General features: G+C 71.0%; 15 protein-coding genes. 7 read left to right on the plus strand and 8 right to left on the minus strand.

Annotated elements, in window-relative coordinates:
• Positions 1-38 precede the first annotated feature (38 nt).
• On the minus strand, positions 39-1,694 hold the full coding sequence (locus ACVDFE_RS11510; RefSeq protein WP_458430418.1) for an FAD-binding dehydrogenase: 1,656 nt from the start codon (positions 1,692-1,694) through the stop codon (positions 39-41).
• A 414-nt stretch (positions 1,695-2,108) separates the two neighbouring features.
• On the opposite strand from ACVDFE_RS11510, the gene ACVDFE_RS11515 reads away from it, so the two are divergent.
• Complete coding sequence (locus ACVDFE_RS11515) at positions 2,109-2,597, plus strand: DUF6098 family protein (RefSeq protein ID WP_360395310.1); 489 nt, start codon at positions 2,109-2,111, stop codon at positions 2,595-2,597.
• On the opposite strand, the gene ACVDFE_RS11520 is transcribed toward ACVDFE_RS11515, so the two are convergent.
• Positions 2,536-3,225, minus strand: coding sequence for a hypothetical protein (locus ACVDFE_RS11520; RefSeq protein WP_360395312.1), 690 nt, complete (start codon positions 3,223-3,225; stop codon positions 2,536-2,538). The genes ACVDFE_RS11515 and ACVDFE_RS11520 overlap by 62 nt on opposite strands.
• Before the next feature lie 94 nt (positions 3,226-3,319).
• Between ACVDFE_RS11520 and ACVDFE_RS11525 the strand changes: the two genes are divergently transcribed.
• Entirely contained in the window at positions 3,320-3,826 is a 507-nt protein-coding gene (locus ACVDFE_RS11525; RefSeq protein ID WP_360395314.1) for a hypothetical protein, read from the plus strand.
• 265 nt (positions 3,827-4,091) lie between these two features.
• Positions 4,092-7,328, plus strand: a complete 3,237-nt coding sequence (locus ACVDFE_RS11530) for a S8 family serine peptidase (protein WP_458430419.1) — start codon at positions 4,092-4,094, stop codon at positions 7,326-7,328.
• 60 nt (positions 7,329-7,388) lie between these two features.
• On the opposite strand, the gene ACVDFE_RS11535 is transcribed toward ACVDFE_RS11530, so the two are convergent.
• The 3 genes from ACVDFE_RS11535 to ACVDFE_RS11545 form a co-directional block, all read right to left on the minus strand.
• Complete coding sequence (locus ACVDFE_RS11535; protein ID WP_458430420.1) at positions 7,389-7,664, minus strand: hypothetical protein; 276 nt, start codon at positions 7,662-7,664, stop codon at positions 7,389-7,391.
• Between the two features lie 118 nt (positions 7,665-7,782).
• Positions 7,783-9,129 carry an MFS transporter gene (locus ACVDFE_RS11540; RefSeq protein ID WP_360395320.1) on the minus strand — a complete coding sequence of 449 codons (1,347 nt, stop codon included), beginning with the start codon at positions 9,127-9,129 and terminating at the stop codon, positions 7,783-7,785.
• 67 nt (positions 9,130-9,196) lie between these two features.
• A complete protein-coding gene (locus ACVDFE_RS11545; RefSeq protein WP_360395322.1) occupies positions 9,197-10,276 on the minus strand; it encodes a mechanosensitive ion channel family protein in 1,080 nt (359 codons plus the stop codon).
• A gap of 148 nt (positions 10,277-10,424) precedes the next feature.
• Here ACVDFE_RS11545 and ACVDFE_RS11550 point away from each other — a divergent pair, with 148 nt between their 5' ends.
• The 4 genes from ACVDFE_RS11550 to ACVDFE_RS11565 are packed head-to-tail and all read left to right on the plus strand — an operon-like array spanning position 10,425 to position 14,203.
• Positions 10,425-11,432: an adenylate cyclase gene (locus tag ACVDFE_RS11550; protein ID WP_458430421.1), complete on the plus strand. Its 1,008-nt coding sequence runs from the start codon at positions 10,425-10,427 to the stop codon at positions 11,430-11,432.
• 2 nt (positions 11,433-11,434) lie between these two features.
• Complete coding sequence (locus tag ACVDFE_RS11555; RefSeq protein WP_458430422.1) at positions 11,435-12,415, plus strand: hypothetical protein; 981 nt, start codon at positions 11,435-11,437, stop codon at positions 12,413-12,415.
• Positions 12,412-13,686 carry an adenylosuccinate synthetase gene (locus ACVDFE_RS11560; protein ID WP_458430423.1) on the plus strand — a complete coding sequence of 425 codons (1,275 nt, stop codon included), beginning with the start codon at positions 12,412-12,414 and terminating at the stop codon, positions 13,684-13,686. Before ACVDFE_RS11555 ends, ACVDFE_RS11560 begins: the two co-directional genes overlap by 4 nt.
• Complete coding sequence (locus ACVDFE_RS11565; RefSeq protein ID WP_458430424.1) at positions 13,574-14,203, plus strand: NUDIX hydrolase; 630 nt, start codon at positions 13,574-13,576, stop codon at positions 14,201-14,203. The genes ACVDFE_RS11560 and ACVDFE_RS11565 overlap by 113 nt, the downstream gene beginning before the upstream one ends.
• An 83-nt stretch (positions 14,204-14,286) precedes the next feature.
• Here the strand turns inward: ACVDFE_RS11565 and ACVDFE_RS11570 are convergent, their stop codons facing one another.
• The 3 genes from ACVDFE_RS11570 to ACVDFE_RS11580 form a co-directional block, all read right to left on the minus strand.
• Complete coding sequence (locus ACVDFE_RS11570; RefSeq protein WP_458430425.1) at positions 14,287-15,486, minus strand: M1 family metallopeptidase; 1,200 nt, start codon at positions 15,484-15,486, stop codon at positions 14,287-14,289.
• Complete coding sequence (locus ACVDFE_RS11575; protein WP_458430426.1) at positions 15,483-19,220, minus strand: Pls/PosA family non-ribosomal peptide synthetase; 3,738 nt, start codon at positions 19,218-19,220, stop codon at positions 15,483-15,485. Before ACVDFE_RS11575 ends, ACVDFE_RS11570 begins: the two co-directional genes overlap by 4 nt.
• Positions 19,221-19,319: 99 nt before the next feature.
• The gene (locus ACVDFE_RS11580; RefSeq protein WP_458430427.1) at positions 19,320-20,690 is read right to left on the minus strand and encodes a DUF4153 domain-containing protein; all 1,371 of its coding nucleotides are present in this window, start codon (positions 20,688-20,690) and stop codon (positions 19,320-19,322) included.
• Positions 20,691-21,281 lie beyond the last annotated feature (591 nt).

Below are 21,281 nucleotides of genomic sequence, written 5' to 3' on the forward strand. Positions count from 1 at the left end.
TCAACCCGCGTCCACCACGCGGGAGCCCCTTGCCCTTCCTAGGAAACCGCGTCAGCGGCGGCGCGTCCGGCGACCCGCCCGGAGAACAGGCAGCCGCCGAGGAACGTGCCCTCCAGCGCCCGGTACCCGTGCACGCCACCACCGCCGAACCCGGCCGCCTCGCCCGCCGCGTACAGGCCGGGCAACGGCCGGCCGTCGTTGTCGAGCACCCGCGAGGACAGGTCGGTGTGCAGGCCGCCCAGCGTCTTGCGGGTGATCACCGACAGCCGCACGGCGATCAGCGGGCCCGCCTTCGGGTCCAGCAGCCGGTGCGGTTCGACGACGCGGATCAGCTTGTCGGTCAGGAAGTGCCGGGACTCGCGGATCGCGTTGACCTGCATGTCCTTGCCCAGGCCCGAGGTGACCTGCCGGTCACGCTCGACGATGATCTTCTCCAGCGCCGCCGCGTCGATGCGCGTGTCGCCGGTGAGCGCGTTCATGCCGCGGGCGAGGTCCGCGACCGTGCGGGCCTGGATGAACTCCTTGGAGCGCTTGGCGAACTCCTCGACCGGCGCCACCGCACCCGGCAGCGCGCGCTTGAGCACGGCGCGGGTGTCCTTGCCGGTGAGGTCGGGGTTCTGCTCGGAGCCCGAGAGCGCGAACTCCTTGCCGATGATCCTCTTGTTCAGCACGAACCACGAGTGCCCGTGGCCGTTCGAGGTGATGTGCTGCAACGCACCCAGCGCGTCGAAACCGGGGAACAGCGGGATCGGCAACCGGTTGCCGTCCGCGTCGAGCCACAGCGGCGACGGGCCGGGCAGGATGCGGATGCCGTGGTTCGACCACACCGGGGCGTAGTTCGCGATGCCCTCGGGGTAGTGCCACATGCGGTCGGCGTTGATGATCGCGCCGCCGGCCTTCTGGGTGATCTCCAGCATGTGCCCGTCCACGAAGTCCGGCACACCCGCGAGCATGAACTCCGGCGGCGTGCCCATCCGCTCGGGCCAGTTGCGGCGCACCAGGTCGTGGTTGCCGCCGATGCCGCCGGACGTGACGACGACGGCTTGGGCGCTCAGCGAGAAGTCTCCGGCGACCGTCCGCGACGACGGCTGGGAGCGCTCCACCGACGACGGCTCCAGCACCTCGCCGGACACGCCGTCGCACACGCCGTTCGTGACGTTGAGCGCGGTGACCCGGTGCCGGAACCGGAGCGTCACGAGCCCCTTGGCGACACCCTCGCGCACCCGGCGCTCGAACGGCTCCACCACACCCGGCCCGGTGCCCCACGTCACGTGGAAGCGCGGCACCGAGTTGCCGTGCCCGTTCGCCAGGTAGCCGCCGCGTTCGGCCCACTGCACGAACGGGAACCAGCGCACCCCCATGTTGTGCAGCCACGGGCGTTTCTCGCCGGCGGCGAAGTCCACATAGGCCTGCGCCCACAGCCGCGGCCAGTGGTCGCTGTCCCGGTCGAACGCCGCAGAGCCCATCCAGTCCTGCAGTGCGAGGTCGTACGAGTCCTTGACCCGCAACCGGCGCTGCTCGGGCGTGTCCACCAGGAACAACCCGCCGAACGACCACCACGCCTGACCGCCGATCGACGCCTCCGGCTCCTGGTCGAGCAGGATGACCCTGCGCCCCGCGTCGGCGAGCTCCGCTGTCGCGACGAGACCTGCGAGGCCCGCGCCGACGACGATGACATCCGCGTCATGTGCCATCGGGTGAGTCTAGATCCACCGCTGGTGGGCCACGAGACCTGAATCAAGTTCACTTTCTCTGGGAGGGGCTGCGACCGCCCCGGCGAGTTTGTGAAGTGCGGTGCCCTGGGGGAATGGGCACCGCACTTTCCGGTGCCGCCGACCGCCACCACCGGTGAGGGGGGGTTTCCGGTGTGCCGGTCGACGGCGGGTTGACCGCGGCGCGAGTGCACAACGCCTGCGGAAGGGCTTTTCCGGCCTGGGGGTGCCGGATCGCCCTGGCGCGGACTCGAGCGTCCGCGGCCAACCACATTGTTGAACGTACAACCGGCGGCCCGTGTTCCGGTCGGCTTTCGATGTGACCGGGCTCAAATCCTTCAGGTTCTCTTCAGGAACGCACGCCTACATCGGCTTTTCCCGGGTACGTGAGCAGGTGTGACCGATGAGCTTCCGACGATCACGGAACTCGCCGAGCTGGTCGCCCTGCTCGGCGACGACGTCTACGTGCGCTGGTCGAAGGGACCGGCCGCCGACTCCGCCGCCACGTCCCGCGACTCGCTGACCGGCGTGGAGCTGCCCGGCCTGTCCGCGAGCCCGCTGCACGTCGAACCCTGGTGGGACGACCGCTCGCGCGAGCTGTGGGTGGCCCGCCGCCTGTACGACTACCGCCACCTGCGCGACCTGCGCGGGCCCGACGTGCGCGCCTGGGTGCTGCGCGGCGAGGAGGTGGGCCGGGGTCCCGACAACGAGCCGCTGGTCCGCTGCGTGACACCGCTGGCGTGGGTCGACGACGACCTGCTGAACACCTGCGAGGACCTCGTCGCGGCCCAGCGCTCCCCGGAGTGGGGCCCGCTGGACCGCTCTACGACAGGTCACCCAGGCGCTTCTCCGCCGCCTTCCGCGCCTTCTCCGCCGCCGCCGTGACCCGTTTGGCGTCCTCCAGCCGCTCGGCGGCCCGGTCGAACGCCCGCTGGGCCGCCAGCTGGTCGGCCTGCGCCTCCCCGAGCGCCTGCTCCGCCTCGTCCAACGCCTGCTGCGCCTCGGCCCGCTTGCGCTCCTGCCGTTCCCGTCGCTTGCGGGCCAGCGCGTCCTCACCGTCGTCCCCGGCGGGTTCGGGCACCGGCGGGGCGAACCCGAACCCCGAGTACTCCAGGCCCCTGGTCAGGTGCCCCGCGCGCACCAGCTCCGCCGACTCGGGGTCCGACATCGCCGCGGTCAGCGTGTTGCGCACCTGCGTGACCGCGTCGTCGGTGATCGGCCCGGTCAGCTCCAGCGTGCGGTAGACCAGCGCCTCCAGCAGCTCCTTGCGCTTGTGCCCCAGCTCCCGCATGGTCAGCCGGGCCGTGGACAGCCCCAGCGCCTCCTGAAGGCCCGGTGGCGCGTCCCGCACGAGCCGGTTGACCGCCCACGCGCCCACCGTCGGCTTGCGCAGCTCGGAGATGGCCTTGGCCAGGTCCTGGTCGTCCGCCTGCTTGGCCGCGGCGTTCCTCGCCGCGGTGAACTCCTTCGGGGTCAGCCCGTAGAGCTCGTCGGCGACCGGCGTGAGGTCCATGGGCGCAAGGTAGCGCCTGATCAGCCGTCAGTCGTGTCGAACGACCCGGTCGCGTTCGTCGGAACGGGACGAATCCGGTACACCTGGAGGGGAGATGCACACCAGGTGGAGATGGGTTCTCTTCGGGCTCGGCGCCGCGGTCGCCGCTGCCGGACCGGTCGCGGCCGCGGGTGGCCCCTGGTACGGCTACCTCTTCGGCGGCCTGTGGTTCCTGATGGGCGCGACCGTCGCGTGGCGCAGCTTCCGGCTGGGCACGAAGCTCACCCCCGACGCCATCGAGTCGACCAGCCTCGACCACACCAGCGCCATCCAGTGGTGCGACGTGCGGGCCATCGAGCCCGACCGCAGGCGCAGCCTGATCGTGTTCCACGCCATCGCGCCGGCCGTGCACGCGGCGGGCAGGAAGCGGCCGCTGACCGAGCTCTCGCTGCTCTCGGTCAAGAAGGACGTCGTGCCCGCGCGGACCCTGAAGCAGGTCGCCGAGCTCCAGCAGGCGTTGGCGCAGCACCGGGAAACCTGCACCGCGTGCGGCGCGCAGCCGAAAGCGCAAAAACAGGCGCGGCTGTGGACCCGGCTGCGCCGCGCGATTTCTCGGAAATAACATCGCTCTGGACGGGGATGCCGTTACGCCGCAAGCACGTTCACCGTTGACACACCTCTTGACATTCCCCTCCATCAGCCCTTGACTGGAAGGCACCTGCTCGTTCCACTGCGAAGAAGAAACGCGCAGCACTTCAAGCGCGCCTTTTCAAGCGGCTGAACAGTCCAATGTGGAACTCGGCAATGCTCCGTTGAACCTATTGCCACTCGTCGTGGGAAGAGATGTGCTTCCACACACTCTTTACCCCACGAAGGGCACACGCGCCGTGAAGAACTGGAGACGCCGCACCGGAACGGTCTTGTTGACCGCGGTGCTGGGCACTGCCGGGCTCGGCTTCGCCGCCACCCCCGCTGCCACCGCGCAGCAGCAGAACCCCGCGAACGAGGCTCCCAAGCAGCTCGACAAGGTCGACCGCGAGCTGGTCGACAAGGCAGCCGCCGAAGGCAAGGCCACCGTCGACCTGCTGGTCGCGGCCGAGAAGGGCAAGACCGACGCCGCGGTCAACGACCTGAAGGCGCTCGGCGCCACGGTCCAGAAGACCGAGAAGGACGTCGACTACGTCAAGGTCACCATCCCGCGTGACAACGCGGCGAAGGCCGCCAAGCTCGCCTCCGTCAGCACGGTGGACGTCGACGGGCTGATCCAGCTCGACGACCCGCGTCCGCAGGGCATGGAGCAGCCGGCCCCGCAGAAGGCGCCGGACGCGAAGACCCCGCGCACCAACCCGTACATGCCGACGCAGGACACACAGGCGGCGCAGTTCGCCACCGCGCACCCGAAGTGGGACGGCCGCGGCACCACGATCGCCGTGATCGACTCCGGCATCGACCTGGAGAACCCGGCGCTGCAGACCACCAGCACCGGTGAGCGCAAGATCATCGACTGGTACAACGCGAACGCCACCAACTCCGGTGACGGCACCTGGGTCGCCATGACCAAGACCGGCCGCGTCGGCAAGTTCACCGAGGGCGGCCGCGAGTGGACTGCTCCGGCGACCGGTGGCCCCTACTCGTTCGGCCTCTTCAGCGAGACCGCGGGCGACCTCTCCCTGAGCAACAGCGAGACCGGCGGTGACATCAACCGCGACGGCGACCGCGTCGACTCGTTCGGTGTCATCCAGGACATCACCACGAAGGAAGTCTTCGTCGACACCGACGGCGACGGCAACTTCACCAACAACGCCCGCATGATCGACTACAAGGTCAAGAAGGACGTCGGCTTCTTCGGCACCGACAACCCCGCGACCGACGTCGTCGACCGCGTCGCGTTCGTCGTGCAGACCGACCGCTCGGTCTACGACAACCAGGGCACGCCGTACGTGAACCTGGGCATCGCGGGCGCCGCGCACGGCACCCACGTCGCCGGCATCACCGCGGCGCACAAGATGTTCGACGGCAAGATGGCCGGTGCCGCACCCGGTGCGAAGCTGATGGCCATCAAGGCCTGCCTCTCCACGCCGTCCTGCACCAGCTCCGGCCTGATCGACGGTGTCCTCTACGCCGCGCGCAACGGCGCCGACGTCGTGAACATCTCCATCGGTGGCCTCCCGGCGCTCAACGACGGCAACAACGCCCGCGCCGAGCTCTACAACCGCACCATCAACGAGTACAACGTCCAGCTGTTCATCTCGGCGGGCAACTCGGGTGCGGGTGCGAACACGGTCGGCGACCCGTCGGTCGCGACGGACGCGGTCAGCGTCGGTTCGTACATCACCAAGGAGACCTGGCTCTCCAACTACGGCTCGAAGACCGAGCAGAAGCAGAGCCTGCACGGCTTCTCGTCGCGCGGTCCCGCCGAGGACGGCGGCTTCAAGCCGAACATCATCGCGCCCGGCTCGGCGATCTCCACCACGCCGCGCTGGCAGGCCCCCGGTCCCGTGGCGGGCACCTACGCCCTCCCGCCCGGCTACGCCATGTTCAACGGCACCTCGATGGCCGCCCCGCAGGCGACCGGTGCCGCCGCGCTGCTCGTGAGCGCGTACAAGGCCGAGCACAACGGTGAGCGTCCGACCAGCGCCGAGCTGCGGTACGCGATCCAGCGCAGCGCGAACTACGTGAAGACCCTCGGTGCCTACGAGCAGGGCGCCGGTCTGTTCAACACGAACGCCGCGTGGTCGCTGCTGGACAAGCACGCCAAGCCGAACAAGCTGAACGTCTCGGTCCCGGTCAACACGGTCCTGAGCGGCCTGCTGGCCACCCCGAACGTCGGTGTCGGCATCCACGACCGCGAGGGCGTCACCGTGGGCCAGGAGTACACCCGCGTGTACACCCTGACCCGCACCACCGGTGAGGACCACGTCGAGGGCTGGCGGGTCACCTGGAAGGGCGACGACGGCACGTTCCGCGCCGACGGCTGGGTCTTCCTGCCGCTGAACACCCCGGTTCAGTTCCCGGTCACGGTCAAGGCGAAGACGCCCGGCGTGCACAGCGCCGTGCTGCAGCTCGACGACGTCGAGACCCCCGGTGTCGACGTGCAGACCCTGAACACCGTGTTCGCGGCGCAGAAGTTCACCGCCGCCAACAAGTTCTCGGTCACCAAGTCGGGCACCATCGCGCGCAACCAGTCGACCAGCCTCTTCGTGGACGTCCCCAAGGGCACGACCGCGCTGAAGGTCGACATGGCCGCCGGTGGCGCCGAGGCCGGCAAGGGCCAGGTCCGCTTCCTGCGCTACACCCCGCAGGGCGTCGGTGCCGACTCGAACACCTCGACCAACTGCTACAACCCGGACGCGGGCGCCGGCTGTGCCGGTGGCACGCCGACCAGCCGCACGGTCACCAACCCGATGGCCGGTGTCTGGGAGATCGTCGTCGAGGCGCGCCGCACCTCCGACGCCGACGTGGCGCCGTACTCGGTGACCGCCTCGGTGCTCGGCACCTCGATCAGCCCGAACCCGGACGTCATCGCCTCGGCGGCGGCGGGCACCCCGGTCGAGCGCAGCTACACCGTCACGAACACGCAGGCCGCGTTCACCGGCCGGCTCGCGGCGGGTGCGGTCGGCAGCGCCAAGACGGCCCGCCCGACGATCGAGAACCTCGCGTCGCAGCAGTACCAGGTCGTCGTCGGTGCCGGCGCGTCGAAGCTGACCGCCACGATCGGCAACACCGCCGACCAGGCTGCCGACCTCGACCTGTCCGTCTACAATTGCACGACGGGCAGCTGCGTCCTCGCCGGTCAGTCGGCCGACGCGGACTCCGAGGAGTCGGTGACGATCGCCAACCCGGCCGCCGGTACGTGGATCGTCCTGGTCGACGGCTACGCGGTGCCCGCGGGCACCACCGCCTACGACTACTTCGACGTCTACACCTCGGCCGCGCTGGGCACGCTCAGCGTGACCGACGCCAACGCCGACCGCGCCGCCGGTGCGTCGTGGAACGCCACGGGCGTCATCACCCCGCTGGGCCAGCCGGGTGCCGGCCGCGTCCTGCGCGGTGAGCTCGAGGTGCGCACGGCGGACGAGAACGTCGTCGGCCGCGGCGCGGTGATCGTTCAGGCAGTCAGCTAGTCAGGACAGCACCAGCCAGAAACCGCAGAAGCCCCGGGGTCCACGTGATCCCGGGGCTTCTCACGGTTCCGGGAGCCGGTTGTGCAGCGGCTCGTCCACATCCACTTTGGACACACCGGCGACCCGGTAGGCGTCCTCCACCTTGTCGACCGGCATCTCGGCCCGCAGGTAACCGATCCTGGGATCGCGCGCCTCGACGGCCGCGCCCAGCGCCACCAGCGCCCGCTCGACCTCCTCGTCGCGTCCCGGCTGCACGGAGATCATCAGTGGCACGGTGGGGTGGCCGTCGCGCTTCGCCTGCTCGATCCGGTTCTGGTCCGGCTTCGCTGAGGACACGGTCGGCACCTCCGCCATCGGAACGGCTGGAGCCCCGTTCGCACCACAGCTGCTGAGCGCCAGCGCGCAAAACGCGACGGCGAGCGGTCTTCTCCCAAGCCGCGATCTTCTCATGAACCTAGGACGGAACGGCCTCCGCGAGCGGTTGCATCCGCGTTTCGGGCACCACGAACATCATCACGACCACGGCCGCCACCACCAGTGCGCCGATGACCGCGAAAGTCCAGGCCAGGCCCAGCACCGGCCACAGCAGCGCTCCGAACAGGACGGGCACGAAACCCGCCCCGACCCGGCTGACCGTGGACGCCCAGCCGAACCCGCTGGCCCGCAGGTGCGTCGGGTAGAGCTCCGGCGCGAACGCGTACAGCGCGGGGATGGTGACCTGGATCAGCACCCCGTACACGGTGATCCACGTCTTCGCGGCACCGCCGACGTCGAGCTGCACCGCGAACAGCACCAGCGCCACCGCCGCGAGGGGCGCGCTGATCGCGATGACCCACTTGCGCCCGAACACGTCCACGAGCCATGCGCTGACCAGCGCGCTCACGATGCCCACCGCCACCGTGAGCGTCGTGACCATGAACGCCGCGTACGTGCCGTACCCCTGCGCCTTCAGGATGCTCGGCAGCCACGTGACGGCGCCGTAGTACAGCAGGAACACCGCGAGGAACAGCACCCACAGCGCCGCCGTGCGCCGCGGGTCGTACCGCCAGATGTCCTTGAGCTGCGCGAACATCACCCTGGGGGAGAGGCGTTGCAGCTGCTGCGGTGCGGGCAGCCGCCAGTCCTCGTGCGGTGCGCCGGTCTTGGCGACCAGGTCGTCGATGACCTTCTTGGCCTCGTGCGTGCGTCCCTTCGCGACCAGGAACATCGGTGACTCGGGCACCGAGCGCCGGATCCAGAACAGCAGCAGCGCCGGCAGCACCATCGTGAGCATCAGCAGCCGCCAGCTGCCCAGGCCGGCCAGGTGGGCGGCGGTCAGCCCGCACAGCGTCGCCCCGAGCGGCCAGAACGCGTCCATCGCCGCCAGCACCCGCCCGCGCACCTTCGCCGGCGTGAACTCGCCGACCAGCGCGTAGTCGACCGGGATGCACCCGCCGAGCCCCACACCGGCCAGGAACCGGAACACGCAGAACGTGACGAAGTCCGGTGACGCCGCGCCCGCGACCGTGAACACCGAGAACATCAGGATCGTGAGGCTGAACGCCTTCTTGCGCCCGATGGTGTCCGCGATCGCGCCCCACGCGAACGCCCCGACCGCCATGCCGATCAGGTTCGCCGTGCCGACCCAGCCGCGCTGGCCGAGGCTCAGCCCCCACTCGGCGCCGACCAGCGGGATCAGGAACGCGTTGAGCGTGACGTCCCACGCGTCGAACAGGAACCCGAGCCCGCCGATGACGAAGATCGTGCCCTGCGCACGCCACCGCCACGGCAGGCCCTGCACGACCTGGTCACCGGTTCTCATGGGTCCAGTGTGGTGGATCGACCCTCCCGCGGTCGCGGTGAGCAGCACGTGGTTCGCGACATGCGCTCTACTTGGGCCCCGCAAACGCTTGCTCGCGCTGCGCCCCGTCCGCGCTCTCGCCGAACACCCGCGCGTCGGTGTGCTGGTCGGTCTGCGGCTGCACCCGCCTGACGGTGCTGACCGCGCGCGTCCTGATCTGCGGCAACGCGCCGTCGTGCTGCCGCTGCACCCAGTCGACCAGGTGCTCGCGCACGAGACACCGCAGGTCCCACAGCTTGCCGGCGTCCGCCGCGCTGACCAGCGCCCTGACCCGCACGAACCCCTGCGTCGCCTGCGTCACCTGCAGCACGGACACCCGCCCGTCCCACAGGTCGCTGCCCTCCAGCATGGACCGCAGCTCGTGCCGCATCGCCTCGACCGGCACCGTCCAGTCCAGGTCCAGCTCCACCGTGCCGAGCAGCGCCGACTGCGTGCGCGTCCAGTTCTCGAACGGCGTCTTCAGGAAGTACGAGGTCGGCAGCACCAGCCGCCGGTCGTCCCACAGGTGCAGCACCACGTACGTCAGCGTGATGTCCTCGACCCGGCCCCACTCGCCCTCGACGACCACGACGTCGTCGAGCCGCACCGCGTCGCTGAACGCGATCTGCAGCCCCGAGATCAGGTTGCCCAGCAACGACTGCGCCGAGAACGCCGCGACCGCGCCGATCACCGCCGCCGAGGCGAGCACCGTCGACCCGACCGCCCGCGCACCGGGGAACGTCATCAGGATCGCGCCGACCGCCAGCACGCCGATGACCACCAGCACCAGCCGCCGCACCAGCGTGACCTGCGTGTGCACCCGCCGCGCGTGCCGGTTGTCCGTGACGTCCGTGCGGATGCGCGCCAGTGACACGTCCACGAGCGTGCTGATGAGCGCGGCCAGCAACCACGCTCCGGCGAGGATCAGCGCTATGCCGAGGACGTGCTGCGTGACCGGCGCGTCGACCGGGTACACGCTGAGGCTTATCTGAGTGGCCAGCACCGCCGCGAACGCCTGCCCGGGACGGTACATCCGCCCGCTGTGGGTGAAGCGCCGCACCAGCCGGTGCACCACCTCCACCACCAGCAACGAGAAGACCACCGAACACCCGAGCACCACGAACAGCACCTGTTTCCTCCTTCCGTTCCGGACCGGTTACCCGTGGTCCCGACGGTGGGACACCATGAGCCGCCTCACTCGTACAGGGGAAGGTCGTCCGGATCACACCGGTCACCCGGCCGTTGCAATCCGAGTTTGAGTCTCTTAGACTCAAACCATGCTCACGACGACCGAGGCCCTGGACCAGGTGGAAGGTGCCGCGACCCCCGAAGCCCTCTTCGGCCCGCGGACCACCGACCCGGCCGGCCGCAGGCAGGCCAAGCGCCGGTACCACGCCCTGGCCTCGGTCCTGCACCCCGACGTGGTGGGCCCGCACCACCCGCGGGCCCACGCCGCGGCGGCGAAGCTGACCGGCCTGCACCACGACTGGGCGCACGGCACCCGCGTCGAGCTCAGGACCAGGACGGGCCTCTACCGCATCGGGGAGCCGTTCGCGCGGGGCAGCATCGCCAACCTGTACGAGTCGGACGGCCCGCACGTGGTGAAGGTCGTGCGCAACCCGGCGCTCAACCCGCTGCTGCACGGCGAGTGGCAGGCGCTGCGGCGGCTGGAGCGGTTCACCGACCACAACCAGTGGCTGCGGCCGTTCTACCCGCGGCTGCTCGACACCTCCGGCGACGTCGCCAAGGGATCGCGCGCCTTCACGGTGCTCGACCCGCTGCGGGACGGGTTCGTGACGCTCGCCGAGGTCAGGAAGGCCTTCCCGGCGGGCCTCGACGGCCGCGACTACGCGTGGATGCACCGCAGGCTGCTCAAAGCGCTGGCCGGCGCGCACCAGGCCGGTCTCGTGCACGGCGCCGTCACCGCGGACAACGTCCTGGTCCACCCGCGGCAGCACGGCATCGTGCTGGCCGGCTGGTCGTTCGCCGTCGAGGAGGGCCAGCGGCTCCTCGCCACCAGCCGCACGACCACCTACCCGCCGGAGATCGGCCTGGGCCACCCGGCCACGGCGGCCACCGACGTCCACATGGCGCACCTGCTGATGCGGGAGGTGCTGCGGCCGGACGAGGAACGCCAGCTCGCGTTCGCCGGCGGGTGCCTGCAAGACCAGCCGCGGCGCCGCCCGGACGCCGTCGACCTGCTCGGCGAGTACGACGACCTGCTCGAAGACCTCTACGGGCCACGGGTGTTCCGCCCGTTCGCCCTCCCCGAGACTGGAGAATGACCATGGGACACGGCAAGTGGGACGACAACGCCTACGCGGCGGCCAAGACCTTCCGCGCCGCCAAGGGGATCGCCGACTTCGGCTACACCGCGTCGGTCCGGTCGCGGCCGCGGGACGACTGGAAGGCCGCACCCGCGCTCGACCCGTTCAAGGTCGCGTTCCGCGAGTGCCGCGACTCGCCCGACCACGCCGACTCGACACCCATCGCGGTGCTGTTCGACGTGACCGGGTCGATGGGCAGCGTGCCGCGGATCATGCAGGGCAAGCTCGGCAAGCTGCACGGGTTGTTGCAGCGCAAGGGGTACCTCACCGACCCGCAGCTGATGTTCGGCGGCATCGGCGACGCCGACAGCGACCGGGTCCCGCTGCAGGTCGGGCAGTTCGAGTCGGACAACCGCATGGACGAGCAGCTGCGCGACATCTTCCTCGAAGGCAACGGCGGCGGGCAGAAGAGCGAGTCGTACGAGCTGGCCGCGTACTTCATCGCGCGGCACGTGGTCACCGACGCCTGGCAGAAGCGCGGCCGCAAGGGCTACCTGTTCATCATCGGCGACGAGCTGAACAAGCGGCGGTTGAAGGCCAAGCACATCCGCCGGGTCATCGGCGACGACGTCGACCAGGACATCGATCCCGTGTCGGTGTACCGGGAGCTCGCCCGCAGGTGGAACGTCTACTTCATCCTGCCCAACCAGTCGTCGTACTTCAACGACGACAGCATCGCCGAGCACTGGCGGTCGATCCTCGGGCAGAACTTCCTCAAGCTCGACGACCCCGGCGCGGTGTGCGAGCTGATCGCCGCCACGATCGGCATGGAGGAGCAGGTCGTCGACCTCGACCAGGCGCTCGTCGACCTCGCCGAGATCGGGTCGGTCGCCGAGAGCAGGTCGGTCGGCAAGGCGCTGGTCGCCGTCGGTGCCACCGCCCGCCCGGTCACCGCCGCGCCGCTCGCCATCGACGGCCCCGACGACGTGACGCTGACGTGACCGGCCACGTGGTCGTCGTCGGGCTCGGGTTCGGCGACGAGGGCAAGGGCGCCGTGGTCGACGCCCTGTGCGCGGACGGGTCGGTGTCGAAGGTCGTGCGGTTCAACGGGGGAGCGCAGGCCGCGCACAACGTCGTCGTCGGCGACCGGCACCACACGTTCAGCCAGTTCGGGTCGGGCACGCTCGCGGGCGTGCCGACCTGGCTGTCGCGCCACGTGCTCGTCGAACCGATCGCGCTCGCCACCGAGTCGCGCGAGCTGGAAGCCATCGGTGTCGCGGACCCGCTGTCGCTGATGTCGGTCGACGCGCGGGCACTGCTCACCACGCCGGTCCACGTCGCCGCGAACCGGGCCAGGGAGAGAGCCAGAGGCGCCGACCGGCACGGCTCGTGCGGCAAGGGCATCGGCGAGACCGCCTGGTACGGGCTGCTCGCCGGGAGGAACGCGGGGGAGATGGTCGAGGGGCAGCGGGTGCTCGGCGAACCGGGCCCCGCCCCCACCGTCGGCGACTGCCTGGACCCGAGGGCGTTGCGGCACAAGCTGGACGCGCTCGCCCGGTTCTACGAGCCGCTGACCGGCGCCACCGCCGACGTCGACGGGCTCGTCGCGCTCTACCGGTCCTTCGCCGACGCCGTGCGCATCACGACCGGTGACGAGCTCGACGGTGCCGGCCGGGTCGTCTTCGAAGGCGCCCAAGGCGTTCTGCTCGACGAGACCCACGGGTTCCACCCGCACACGACGTGGTCGACCGTGACGCCGCGCAACGCCAGGGAGCTGCTGAACGGCCGCCCGGCCCGGGTGATCGGCGTGACCAGGACCTACCAGACCAGGCACGGCGCCGGCCCGCTGCCGACGGAGGACCCGGCCGTTCTCGCCCGGTTCCCGGAGCGGCACAACGGCACGGGGGAGTTCCAGGGCGCCTGGCGGGCCGGTCACCTCGACGCCCGGCTGCTCCAGTACTCGGTGCGGTGCTGCGGTGGCGTCGACGGGCTGGCCGTGACGCACCTGGACGCCGACGGCCTCCAGGTCGCCACCCACGAGGGCATGGAGGAGATGCCGGACCCGGTGGCGTACCTGGAACACCTGCTCGGCGTCGAGGTGCTGGTCACCGGGGCGGGGCCGGCCAGGGCGGACTACGCGGTGCGGGAGAATCGACGCCATGATCGAGTCGACGCTGGTGTCGGTGGACGTGATCGCACTCCGGTTCGACCCGGACGCGCGCGCGGTGCTCCTGGGGGTGGCACCGCGGGCGCACGACCCGTTCGCCGGTGAGCTAGCCCTGCCCGGTGTGCTGCTGGGCAAGGGCGAACGCCTGCGCGACGCGACCACCAGGGCCGTCACCGGGAAGCTGGGCCTGGCCGAGGAGTCCGTGACCGCCACCGGCCAGCTCGCGATGTTCGACGAGCCATCCCGCGACCCGCGCGGCCCGACGCTGTCGATCGCGCTGTGGGCCACGCTCACCCGCCCCGGCCGGAACGACCTGACCTGGACCACGCTGGACGCCGTGCCCGCGCTGGCCTTCGACCACAACCGGATCGTCGCCGACTGCCGCCCGCTGCTCGCCGACAAGCTCTGGCGCGACGTGGCGTTCACCGCGGGCCTGCTCGGACCGGAGTTCACGACGGCACAGGCGCTCGACGTGACCGAGTCGCTGACCGGCGACCGCCCCTACCCGGCCAACCTGGGCCGCACGATGGACCGCGTACCCGGCCTGGAACGCACCACCCAGCACGCGTCGGCACTGCCCAAGGGCGGCCGTCCACCGCTGGTGTGGCGCTTCACCGCTTGATCCCCTGCTTCCCGGGCATCTGCAAGTACCACCAACTCAACATCAACAAGCACTTTTCCACTACCAACTGCGGCACCGAGGTCTCAGCGCGGTAGCTCCGGCTTGAACAACCACCGGGTCAGCAGGTCCCGGTGCCCGGCCAGCGCCAGGAAGTCCTCCGTCGTCACCACGCCGTGCCGGTGACGCGCGCACCACTCGCGCAGCAACGCGAAGAACGAGTCGTCGCCCATCTCCCGGCGCAGCGCGTGCAACGTCAACGCCCCGCGCTTGTAGACCCGGTCGTCAAACCAGTCGGCCCGGTCCGGCCGGCCGATCACGACGTCCTGCGGCAGCCGTCGCAGCAGGTCACGGGCACCGGTCGCGCACGCGTCCGCCGACCGGCCGCCCGAGGCCTCCGACCACAGCCACTCCGAGTAGCAGGCGAAGCCCTCGTTCAGCCAGATGTGCTCCCACTCCGCGACACCCACGGAGTTGCCGAACCACTGGTGCGCCAGCTCGTGCGCCACCAGCCGTTCCGAGCCTCGACGGCCGTCCACGTGGTTCGCACCGAACGTCGACAACCCCTGCGCCTCAACGGGAACGTCCAGCGCGTCATCGGTCACCACGACCGCGTACCTGGCGAACGGGTACGGCCCGAACAGCGACGAGAACAGCTCGACCATCTGGTTCTGCCGCCCGAAGTCGTGTGCCACCAGGCGCTTCAGCCGCGCCGGTGCCCACACACCGGGCAGCGCCTCCACGTACTGTCCGATCTGGACGGTCGCGAGGTAGGTGGCCATCGGCGCGGCCATCGAGTAGGTCCACTTCGTCGTGCTGCCGGAGACCTTGCCGTCCACCAGCACCCCGTTGCACACCACGGTGTACGGCGAGGGCGCGGTGACCTCCAGGTGGTAGGAGGCCTTGGACGAGGGGTGGTCGAGGCACGGGAACCACGACGGCGCCCCGATCGGCTGCGAGGCCACGATCGAGCCGTCGGTGAGCTCGTCCCAGCCGAGGTCGCCCCACTCCGGTGTCGAGATCGGCGTCGGCGTGCCCGAGTAGCGGACCTCGACCGAGAACGACCCGCGCACGGCGGTGCGCACGTTCAGCACCCCGCCGGCGTGCCCGTAGCGCGCCGGCCTGCCGTTCACCAGGACCTTCGAGATCCGCAGCGAGCCGAAGGACAGCGAGAACGACGACAGCGGCGAGGCGCAGGAAGCCTGCAGCACCGCGCGCCCGGACAGGCGCGCGGAGTGCGGCTTGTAGTCAAGCTCCAGTGCGTAATGGTGTACGGAGAAGGTCATGTCCACGCGGAGATCGGGTTGCCCAGCCAACGGGTTCCCGACGGTACATCTTCTCCGCGCATGACCAGCGAGGCGGGTCCGATCGTCGTGTGGTCGCCCACGGACGCGCCGGGCAGCACGATCCCGTGCGGGCCCAGGGTGGACCCGGCGCCCAGCTCCACGCGGTCCATCCGCAGGATGCGATCGTGGAACAGGTGCGTCTGCACGACGCAGCCGCGGTTCACGGTGGCACCGGCGCCCAGCGACACCAGGTCCGCCTCGGGCAGCCAGTACGACTCGCACCACACGCCCCTGCCCACCGACGCGCCCAGCGAGCGCAGCCAGAGGTTCATGACCGGCGTGCCACCGGAGAACCCGATGAGCCACGGCACCGCGAGCACCTCGACGAACGTGTCCGCCAGCTCGTTGCGCCACACGAACGCCGACCACAGCGGGTACTCGCGGACCTTGAACCGCCCGACCAGCACCCACTTCGCGACCGCGGCCACCACGCACGCGGCGACACCGGCGGCGAGCAGCACCACACCGGCCCACCACAGGCCGAACGCCTTCAGCGCGAAGAACACCAGCACGACCAGCGCGACGTTCAGCATCACCGGCACGAACCGGAACAGCTCCACGACGGCCCGCGCCCACAGCAGGTGCGCCGGCGGGTCGTAGGTGCGCGAGTCGTCCGACGCGGCCGCGGTGCGCGGCAGCTTCATCGGCGGCATGCCCAGGTACGACGAACCGGCCTTGGCCCGCTTCGGCGCCGCGGACAGCACGCCGACGAGCCCGCCCTTGGGCACCGCGCGGCCGGGTGCGGTCATGCCCGAGTTGCCCAGGAACGCCCGCTTGCCCACACGGGCCGTGGCGATCCGCAGCCAGCCGCCGCCGAGCTCGTAGGAGGCGACCATCGTGTCGTCGGCCAGGAACGCGCCGTCACCGACCCGCGTCATCTTCGGCAGCGCCACGACCGTGGACGCCTCGACCCGGCGCCCGACCTTCATGCCGAGCAGCCGCAGCCACACCGGCGTGAACAGCGACGCGTACAGCGGGAACAGCGCCGAACGGGCGATGTTCATCAGCCGCTCGGTCGTCCACGCCTGCCAGGCCACGCGGCTGTGCACGGGGTAGTGGCCCTCGCGCATGCCGATGCCCAGCAACCGCACGGCCACGAGCACCAGCAGGGCGTAGGAGCCGAACCAGATCGCCGAGGCCACCGGCACGTCCCACAGCGCCGACGTGAGCGTCACCGGGCGGCGCAGCACGTACAGCACCGCCGGGGCCGCCGCGAGCAGCGGCAGCGCGCCCAGCAGACCGGACGAGACGCCGTACATGAGGTTCCAGAACCGCGACCGCTCCGGCCGGCGCGACGGGAACGAGCGCGCCGCCTTGCCCTCGCGGATCGCGGGCACACCGGCCCAGCGCTGACCGGTCGGCACCGAGCCGCGCACGCCCGAACCGGGCGCCACCTCGGCCTTCTTGCCGATCCGCGCACCGGGGAAGAGCGTGCTGCGGGCACCGACGGTCGCGCCAGCGCCGATCCGGATGCGGCCGATGCGCAGCCGGTCGCCGTCGAGCCACCAGCCGGACAGGTCCACCTCGGGTTCGACGGCGGCACCGCGCCCGACCTTCAGCATGCCCGTGACCGGCGGCAACGAGTGCAGGTCGACACCGGGGCCGATCTTCGCGCCGAGCGCCCGCGCGTAGTGCGTGACCCAGGAGCCGGACAGCTCGGTGGCGCGTGACTGCTGAGCCAGCATCTCGGCGGTCCACAGCCGCAGGTGGACGGACCCGCCGCGCGGGTACTCGCCGGGCTTCACGCCGCGCAGCAGCAGCCGGGCGCCGCCCGCGGAGATCGCCAGCCGTCCGGCGGGGCTCAGGAACACCACGAACCCCGCGGCGACCCACCACCACGACACGGAGGTCCAGCCCAGGACGTTCGACAGCGCCGTCAGGGCCACGACCCAGCGCGCGCCGGCGACGGTGAGCAGCGGGATCATCAGCAGCGTCTGCACGACACCGGTCCAGCGCGGCGTCGGCGCGACCTCGCGCACCTCGGCCGTCTGACCGTAGGACTCCAGGCGCCGCGCGAGCTTGTAGAGCGTCGGGTGCTGGTAGACGTCCTGCACGGACGTGCTCGGGTAGCGCGTGCGGATCAGGGAGACCAGCTGTGCGGCGCCCAGCGAGCTGCCGCCGGAGGCGAAGAAGTTCGCGCCCTCGGAGGCGGGACCGGACCCGAGGACGGCGGCCCACTGCTCCGCGAGCCAGCCTTCGAGACCGGAGAACACGACACCCGCGGTGTCCATCGACTCCAGCGGCCACGGCAGCGCGGCCCGGTCGACCTTGCCGGACGTGCGCGTCGGCAGCGTGTCGACCACCGCGACCAGCGGCACCAGCGCCGCGGGCAGCTCGGTGCGCAGCTGCTCGACCGAGGCCTCCTGGTCGAACCCGTCGTCGACGACGACGTAGCCGACGAGGACCTGGTTGCCACCGCGCGTGGTGCGCACGGCGGCGGCGGCACCGGCGACACCGGGCAGCGCCGCGAGCGCCGCGTCGACCTCGCCGAGCTCGATCCGGCGGCCGCCGAGCTTGATCTGCTCGTCCGCGCGGCCGAGGAAGACGAGGCCCTCCGGCTCGGCGCGGACCACGTCACCGCTGCGGTAGGCGCGGTCCCAGCCCATCGACGGCAGCGGCGCGTACTTCTGCGCGTCCTTCTCGACGTCGAGGTAGCGGGCCAGGCCGACGCCGCCGATGACCAGCTCGCCGGACTCGCCCATCGGCACGACCTCGCCCCGCTGGTCGACGACGACGAGCTCCCAGCCGTCCAGCGGCAGGCCGATGCGGACCGGGCCCTGGCCGGTCAGCTGGGCGGCGCAGGCGACGACGGTCGCCTCCGTCGGCCCGTAGGTGTTCCACACCTCGCGGCCGGGCACGGCGAGCCGCTCGGCCAGCTCCGGCGGGCACGCCTCGCCGCCGAAGATCAGCAGCCGCACGTCGTCCAGCGCCTCGACCGGCCACAGCGCGGCCAGCGTCGGCACCGTGGACACGACGGTGATCTCCTGCTCGACCAGCCACGGGCCGAGGTCCATCCCGGTGCGCACCAACGACCGCGGCGCCGGCACCAGGCAGGCGCCGTAGCGCCACGCGAGCCACATCTCCTCGCAGGAGGCGTCGAACGCGACCGACAGCCCCGCGAGCACGCGGTCGTCCGGCCCGATCGGCTCGTCCCGCAGGAACAGCCGCGCCTCGGCGTCCACGAACGCGGCGGCGCTGCGGTGGGTGACCGCGACGCCCTTGGGCTTGCCGGTGGAACCGGACGTGAAGATGATCCACGCGTCGTTGCCGAGACCGGGCTCGCCGGGCACGCCCAGCGGAGTTCCGTGCAGCGCAACGGATCGGCCTTCACCGAGCACCGCACTCACTTGCGCCTCAACGAAAACGAGCTCGGCGCGCTCGTCCGGGTCCTCGAAGTCGACCGGCACGTAGGCGGCGCCGGCCGCGAGGGTGGCGAGGATCGACACGTAGAGGTCGACGGTGCCGGACGGCACGCGGATGCCGACCCGGTCGCCGACCCCGATGCCCTCGGCGGCCAGCTTCTCCTTCAGCTCGAAGACTTCCGCGAGCAGCGCGCGGTACGTGAGCGCGGTGGTGCCGTCGTCGACGGCCGGCGCGTCCGGGTGCTGTTCGGCACTCGCGCGCAGGATGTCCAGCAGTGTGCGCGGTGCGGGCGCATCCCCTGCCGTGAACATCGATCGAAGGACAACGGGTTCGGCCGCAAGCGTCACGACAGCGTCACTTCTCACCCTCTCGGCAACTGGTGGACCCGCAACTTTACCTCCGCCCAACAACTACCGTTCGGTGTAGTAAGGCGACTCACAGATGCGTTCGCTCACCTTCACGCCTTCGAGTGACTCACGAGCGTTGTGGCGCGCCAGGTTCCACTCCCGCCAATCGGCCTCGGCACCCGGCATCCGCAGGCGCAGCAGGGCGCAGTCCCGTTTGTCCGCGGGAAGTCGCAGCAACGCGGGCACCGCGTCCTCCGACAGCGTCGACAGGTAGTACGTGTCGATCTTCTGCGTGGCCTCGAACCTCGTCACGTTGTACTCGGCCACCACGCGTTCCGGGTCCGCCACCGCGACGGCGAGCAGGAACGCCGCGCCCGTCCCGGCCACGGCCCGCGGCAACCAGTTGGCGCGCAACGTGATCCCGCTCGCGATCACCATCAGGTACACCACGCCGAGCCAGATCTCGCACGACGCGACGAGCAGCCGCAGCACCGTCCACCCGTACGCCTGCTGGTAGAACCACATGCGGCTCAACGCACTCGACACGATCACCAGCGTCAGCACCGCCAGCGCCCCGAGCAGGACGCGCAGCCACAGCTGGTCCCGCGCGGTCTGCTTCGCCGCGAACCGCGCCACCCCGGCGATGACCGCGAGCGTCAGGATCGTCACCCACAGCAGCTGCCAGAACCCGGACCGCGCGTACTCGGCGAACGTGACCCCCGCCGTCCGCATCACGTAGGCCTCACCCCCGAACAGCACCGCGACCTGCGTCGCCACGAACCCCGCGAACAGCACCACGAGCGCCCCGACCGGCAGCCCGTAGTCCTTGAGCCGCAACGTCCCCGGCTTGGCCTCCGCGTCCTCGTCGATCTGCGCGGGCGCCGCGACCAGGTAGCACGCACCGACCGCGCCGAACGCCGCCACGGCCCCGTAGAACCCCATGCGCACGTACTCGCCGACCTCCCAGTCCGGCACCAGGCCCTCGAGGAAATCGTTGAACGCCTTGTCCGCACCCGCGAGCAGTGACCCGAAGACCAGCAACAGCACCAACGCCACACCGGCCGAGATGAACGGCCGCAGGCTCTTCGGCCCGCGCCGGCTCAGGCTCCGCGCCACCCACGGGATCGACCGGAACCCGGCCAGCCCGACCCCGAGCACGCCGAACACCAGTCCCCGCACCGTCTTCCCGCCTGCCATGGCGATCGAACCGCACACCATCGACGCGAGAACGGCCATCGGGAACAACCACTCGGCGGCCCGCAGGAACCCCATGGCGAGGAACGCGAGCGCCGCCGCGAGCCACAACGCCCGTTCGACGGTCGGCTTGCCCGCGTGGAACACCACGGCGCCGACGCCGAACACCCCGGCGAGGAACCAGCCGATGCCGTTGTTCGGCGGGGCGAGCAGGGCGGCGGCGAGACCAGCGACCGCCATGACGCCGAGCACCTTCGCCGGTGCCGCGTCGGTGGGCGGGCGCCACCACGGGAGGACCGGGTTGGGGGAGGGGACGATGACCGGGCCGGCGAGGCGTGGCGCGGGTGGTCCGCCCCAGGGGGACGGTGGCGGCAGGGTGGCGGCCGGAGGCTGCTCGACCTGCGGCTTCTCGTTCGGCTCCGGATCTTGTCGGACCTCGTGAGTACGTTGAAACGCAGGGGTTCCCGGTTCGGGGGTACCCCTGCGCGAGCCTGCGTCGGGGCTCTTCGCGACGGGTTCCGGAGCCTGTTTCTCCGCGACGGGTTCCGGAGCCGGTTCCTCCGCTGCGGGTTTCGAAACCGGTTCCTCCGCAGCCCGTTCCTCCGCCGCGGGTTTCGAAACCGGTTCCTCCGCAGCCCGTTCCTCTGCTGCGGTTTCCGCAGCCGGTTCCGCCGCAGCAGGTTCTGGAGTCGGTTCCGCCGCAGCAGCTTCCGCAGCCCGTTCCTCCGCCGCGCGAACCCGCGGCCGGTAGGCCGCCTTGCGCAGGTGCCGGTACCGCGGCCCGGCACCCCCCGGCTTCTCCGAAGGCTCCAACGGCTCAGAAGAACCGGG

The sequence above is a fragment of the Lentzea chajnantorensis genome, from assembly GCF_054300775.1.

Bases quoted from the DNA above. Each gene is read 5' to 3' on its own strand.
- ACVDFE_RS11510 (WP_458430418.1), bottom strand. From the start codon at position 1,694: ATGGCACATGACGCGGATGTCATCGTCGTCGGCGCGGGCCTCGCAGGT.
- ACVDFE_RS11520 (WP_360395312.1), bottom strand. From the start codon at position 3,225: ATGGACCTCACGCCGGTCGCCGACGAGCTCTACGGGCTGACCCCGAAG.
- ACVDFE_RS11525 (WP_360395314.1), top strand. From the start codon at position 3,320: ATGCACACCAGGTGGAGATGGGTTCTCTTCGGGCTCGGCGCCGCGGTC.
- ACVDFE_RS11540 (WP_360395320.1), bottom strand. From the start codon at position 9,129: ATGAGAACCGGTGACCAGGTCGTGCAGGGCCTGCCGTGGCGGTGGCGT.
- ACVDFE_RS11550 (WP_458430421.1), top strand. From the start codon at position 10,425: ATGCTCACGACGACCGAGGCCCTGGACCAGGTGGAAGGTGCCGCGACC.
- ACVDFE_RS11555 (WP_458430422.1), top strand. From the start codon at position 11,435: ATGGGACACGGCAAGTGGGACGACAACGCCTACGCGGCGGCCAAGACC.
- ACVDFE_RS11565 (WP_458430424.1), top strand. From the start codon at position 13,574: ATGATCGAGTCGACGCTGGTGTCGGTGGACGTGATCGCACTCCGGTTC.
- ACVDFE_RS11570 (WP_458430425.1), bottom strand. From the start codon at position 15,486: ATGACCTTCTCCGTACACCATTACGCACTGGAGCTTGACTACAAGCCG.
- ACVDFE_RS11575 (WP_458430426.1), bottom strand. From the start codon at position 19,220: ATGTTCACGGCAGGGGATGCGCCCGCACCGCGCACACTGCTGGACATC.
- ACVDFE_RS11580 (WP_458430427.1), bottom strand. From the start codon at position 20,690: ATGGCGGTCGCTGGTCTCGCCGCCGCCCTGCTCGCCCCGCCGAACAAC.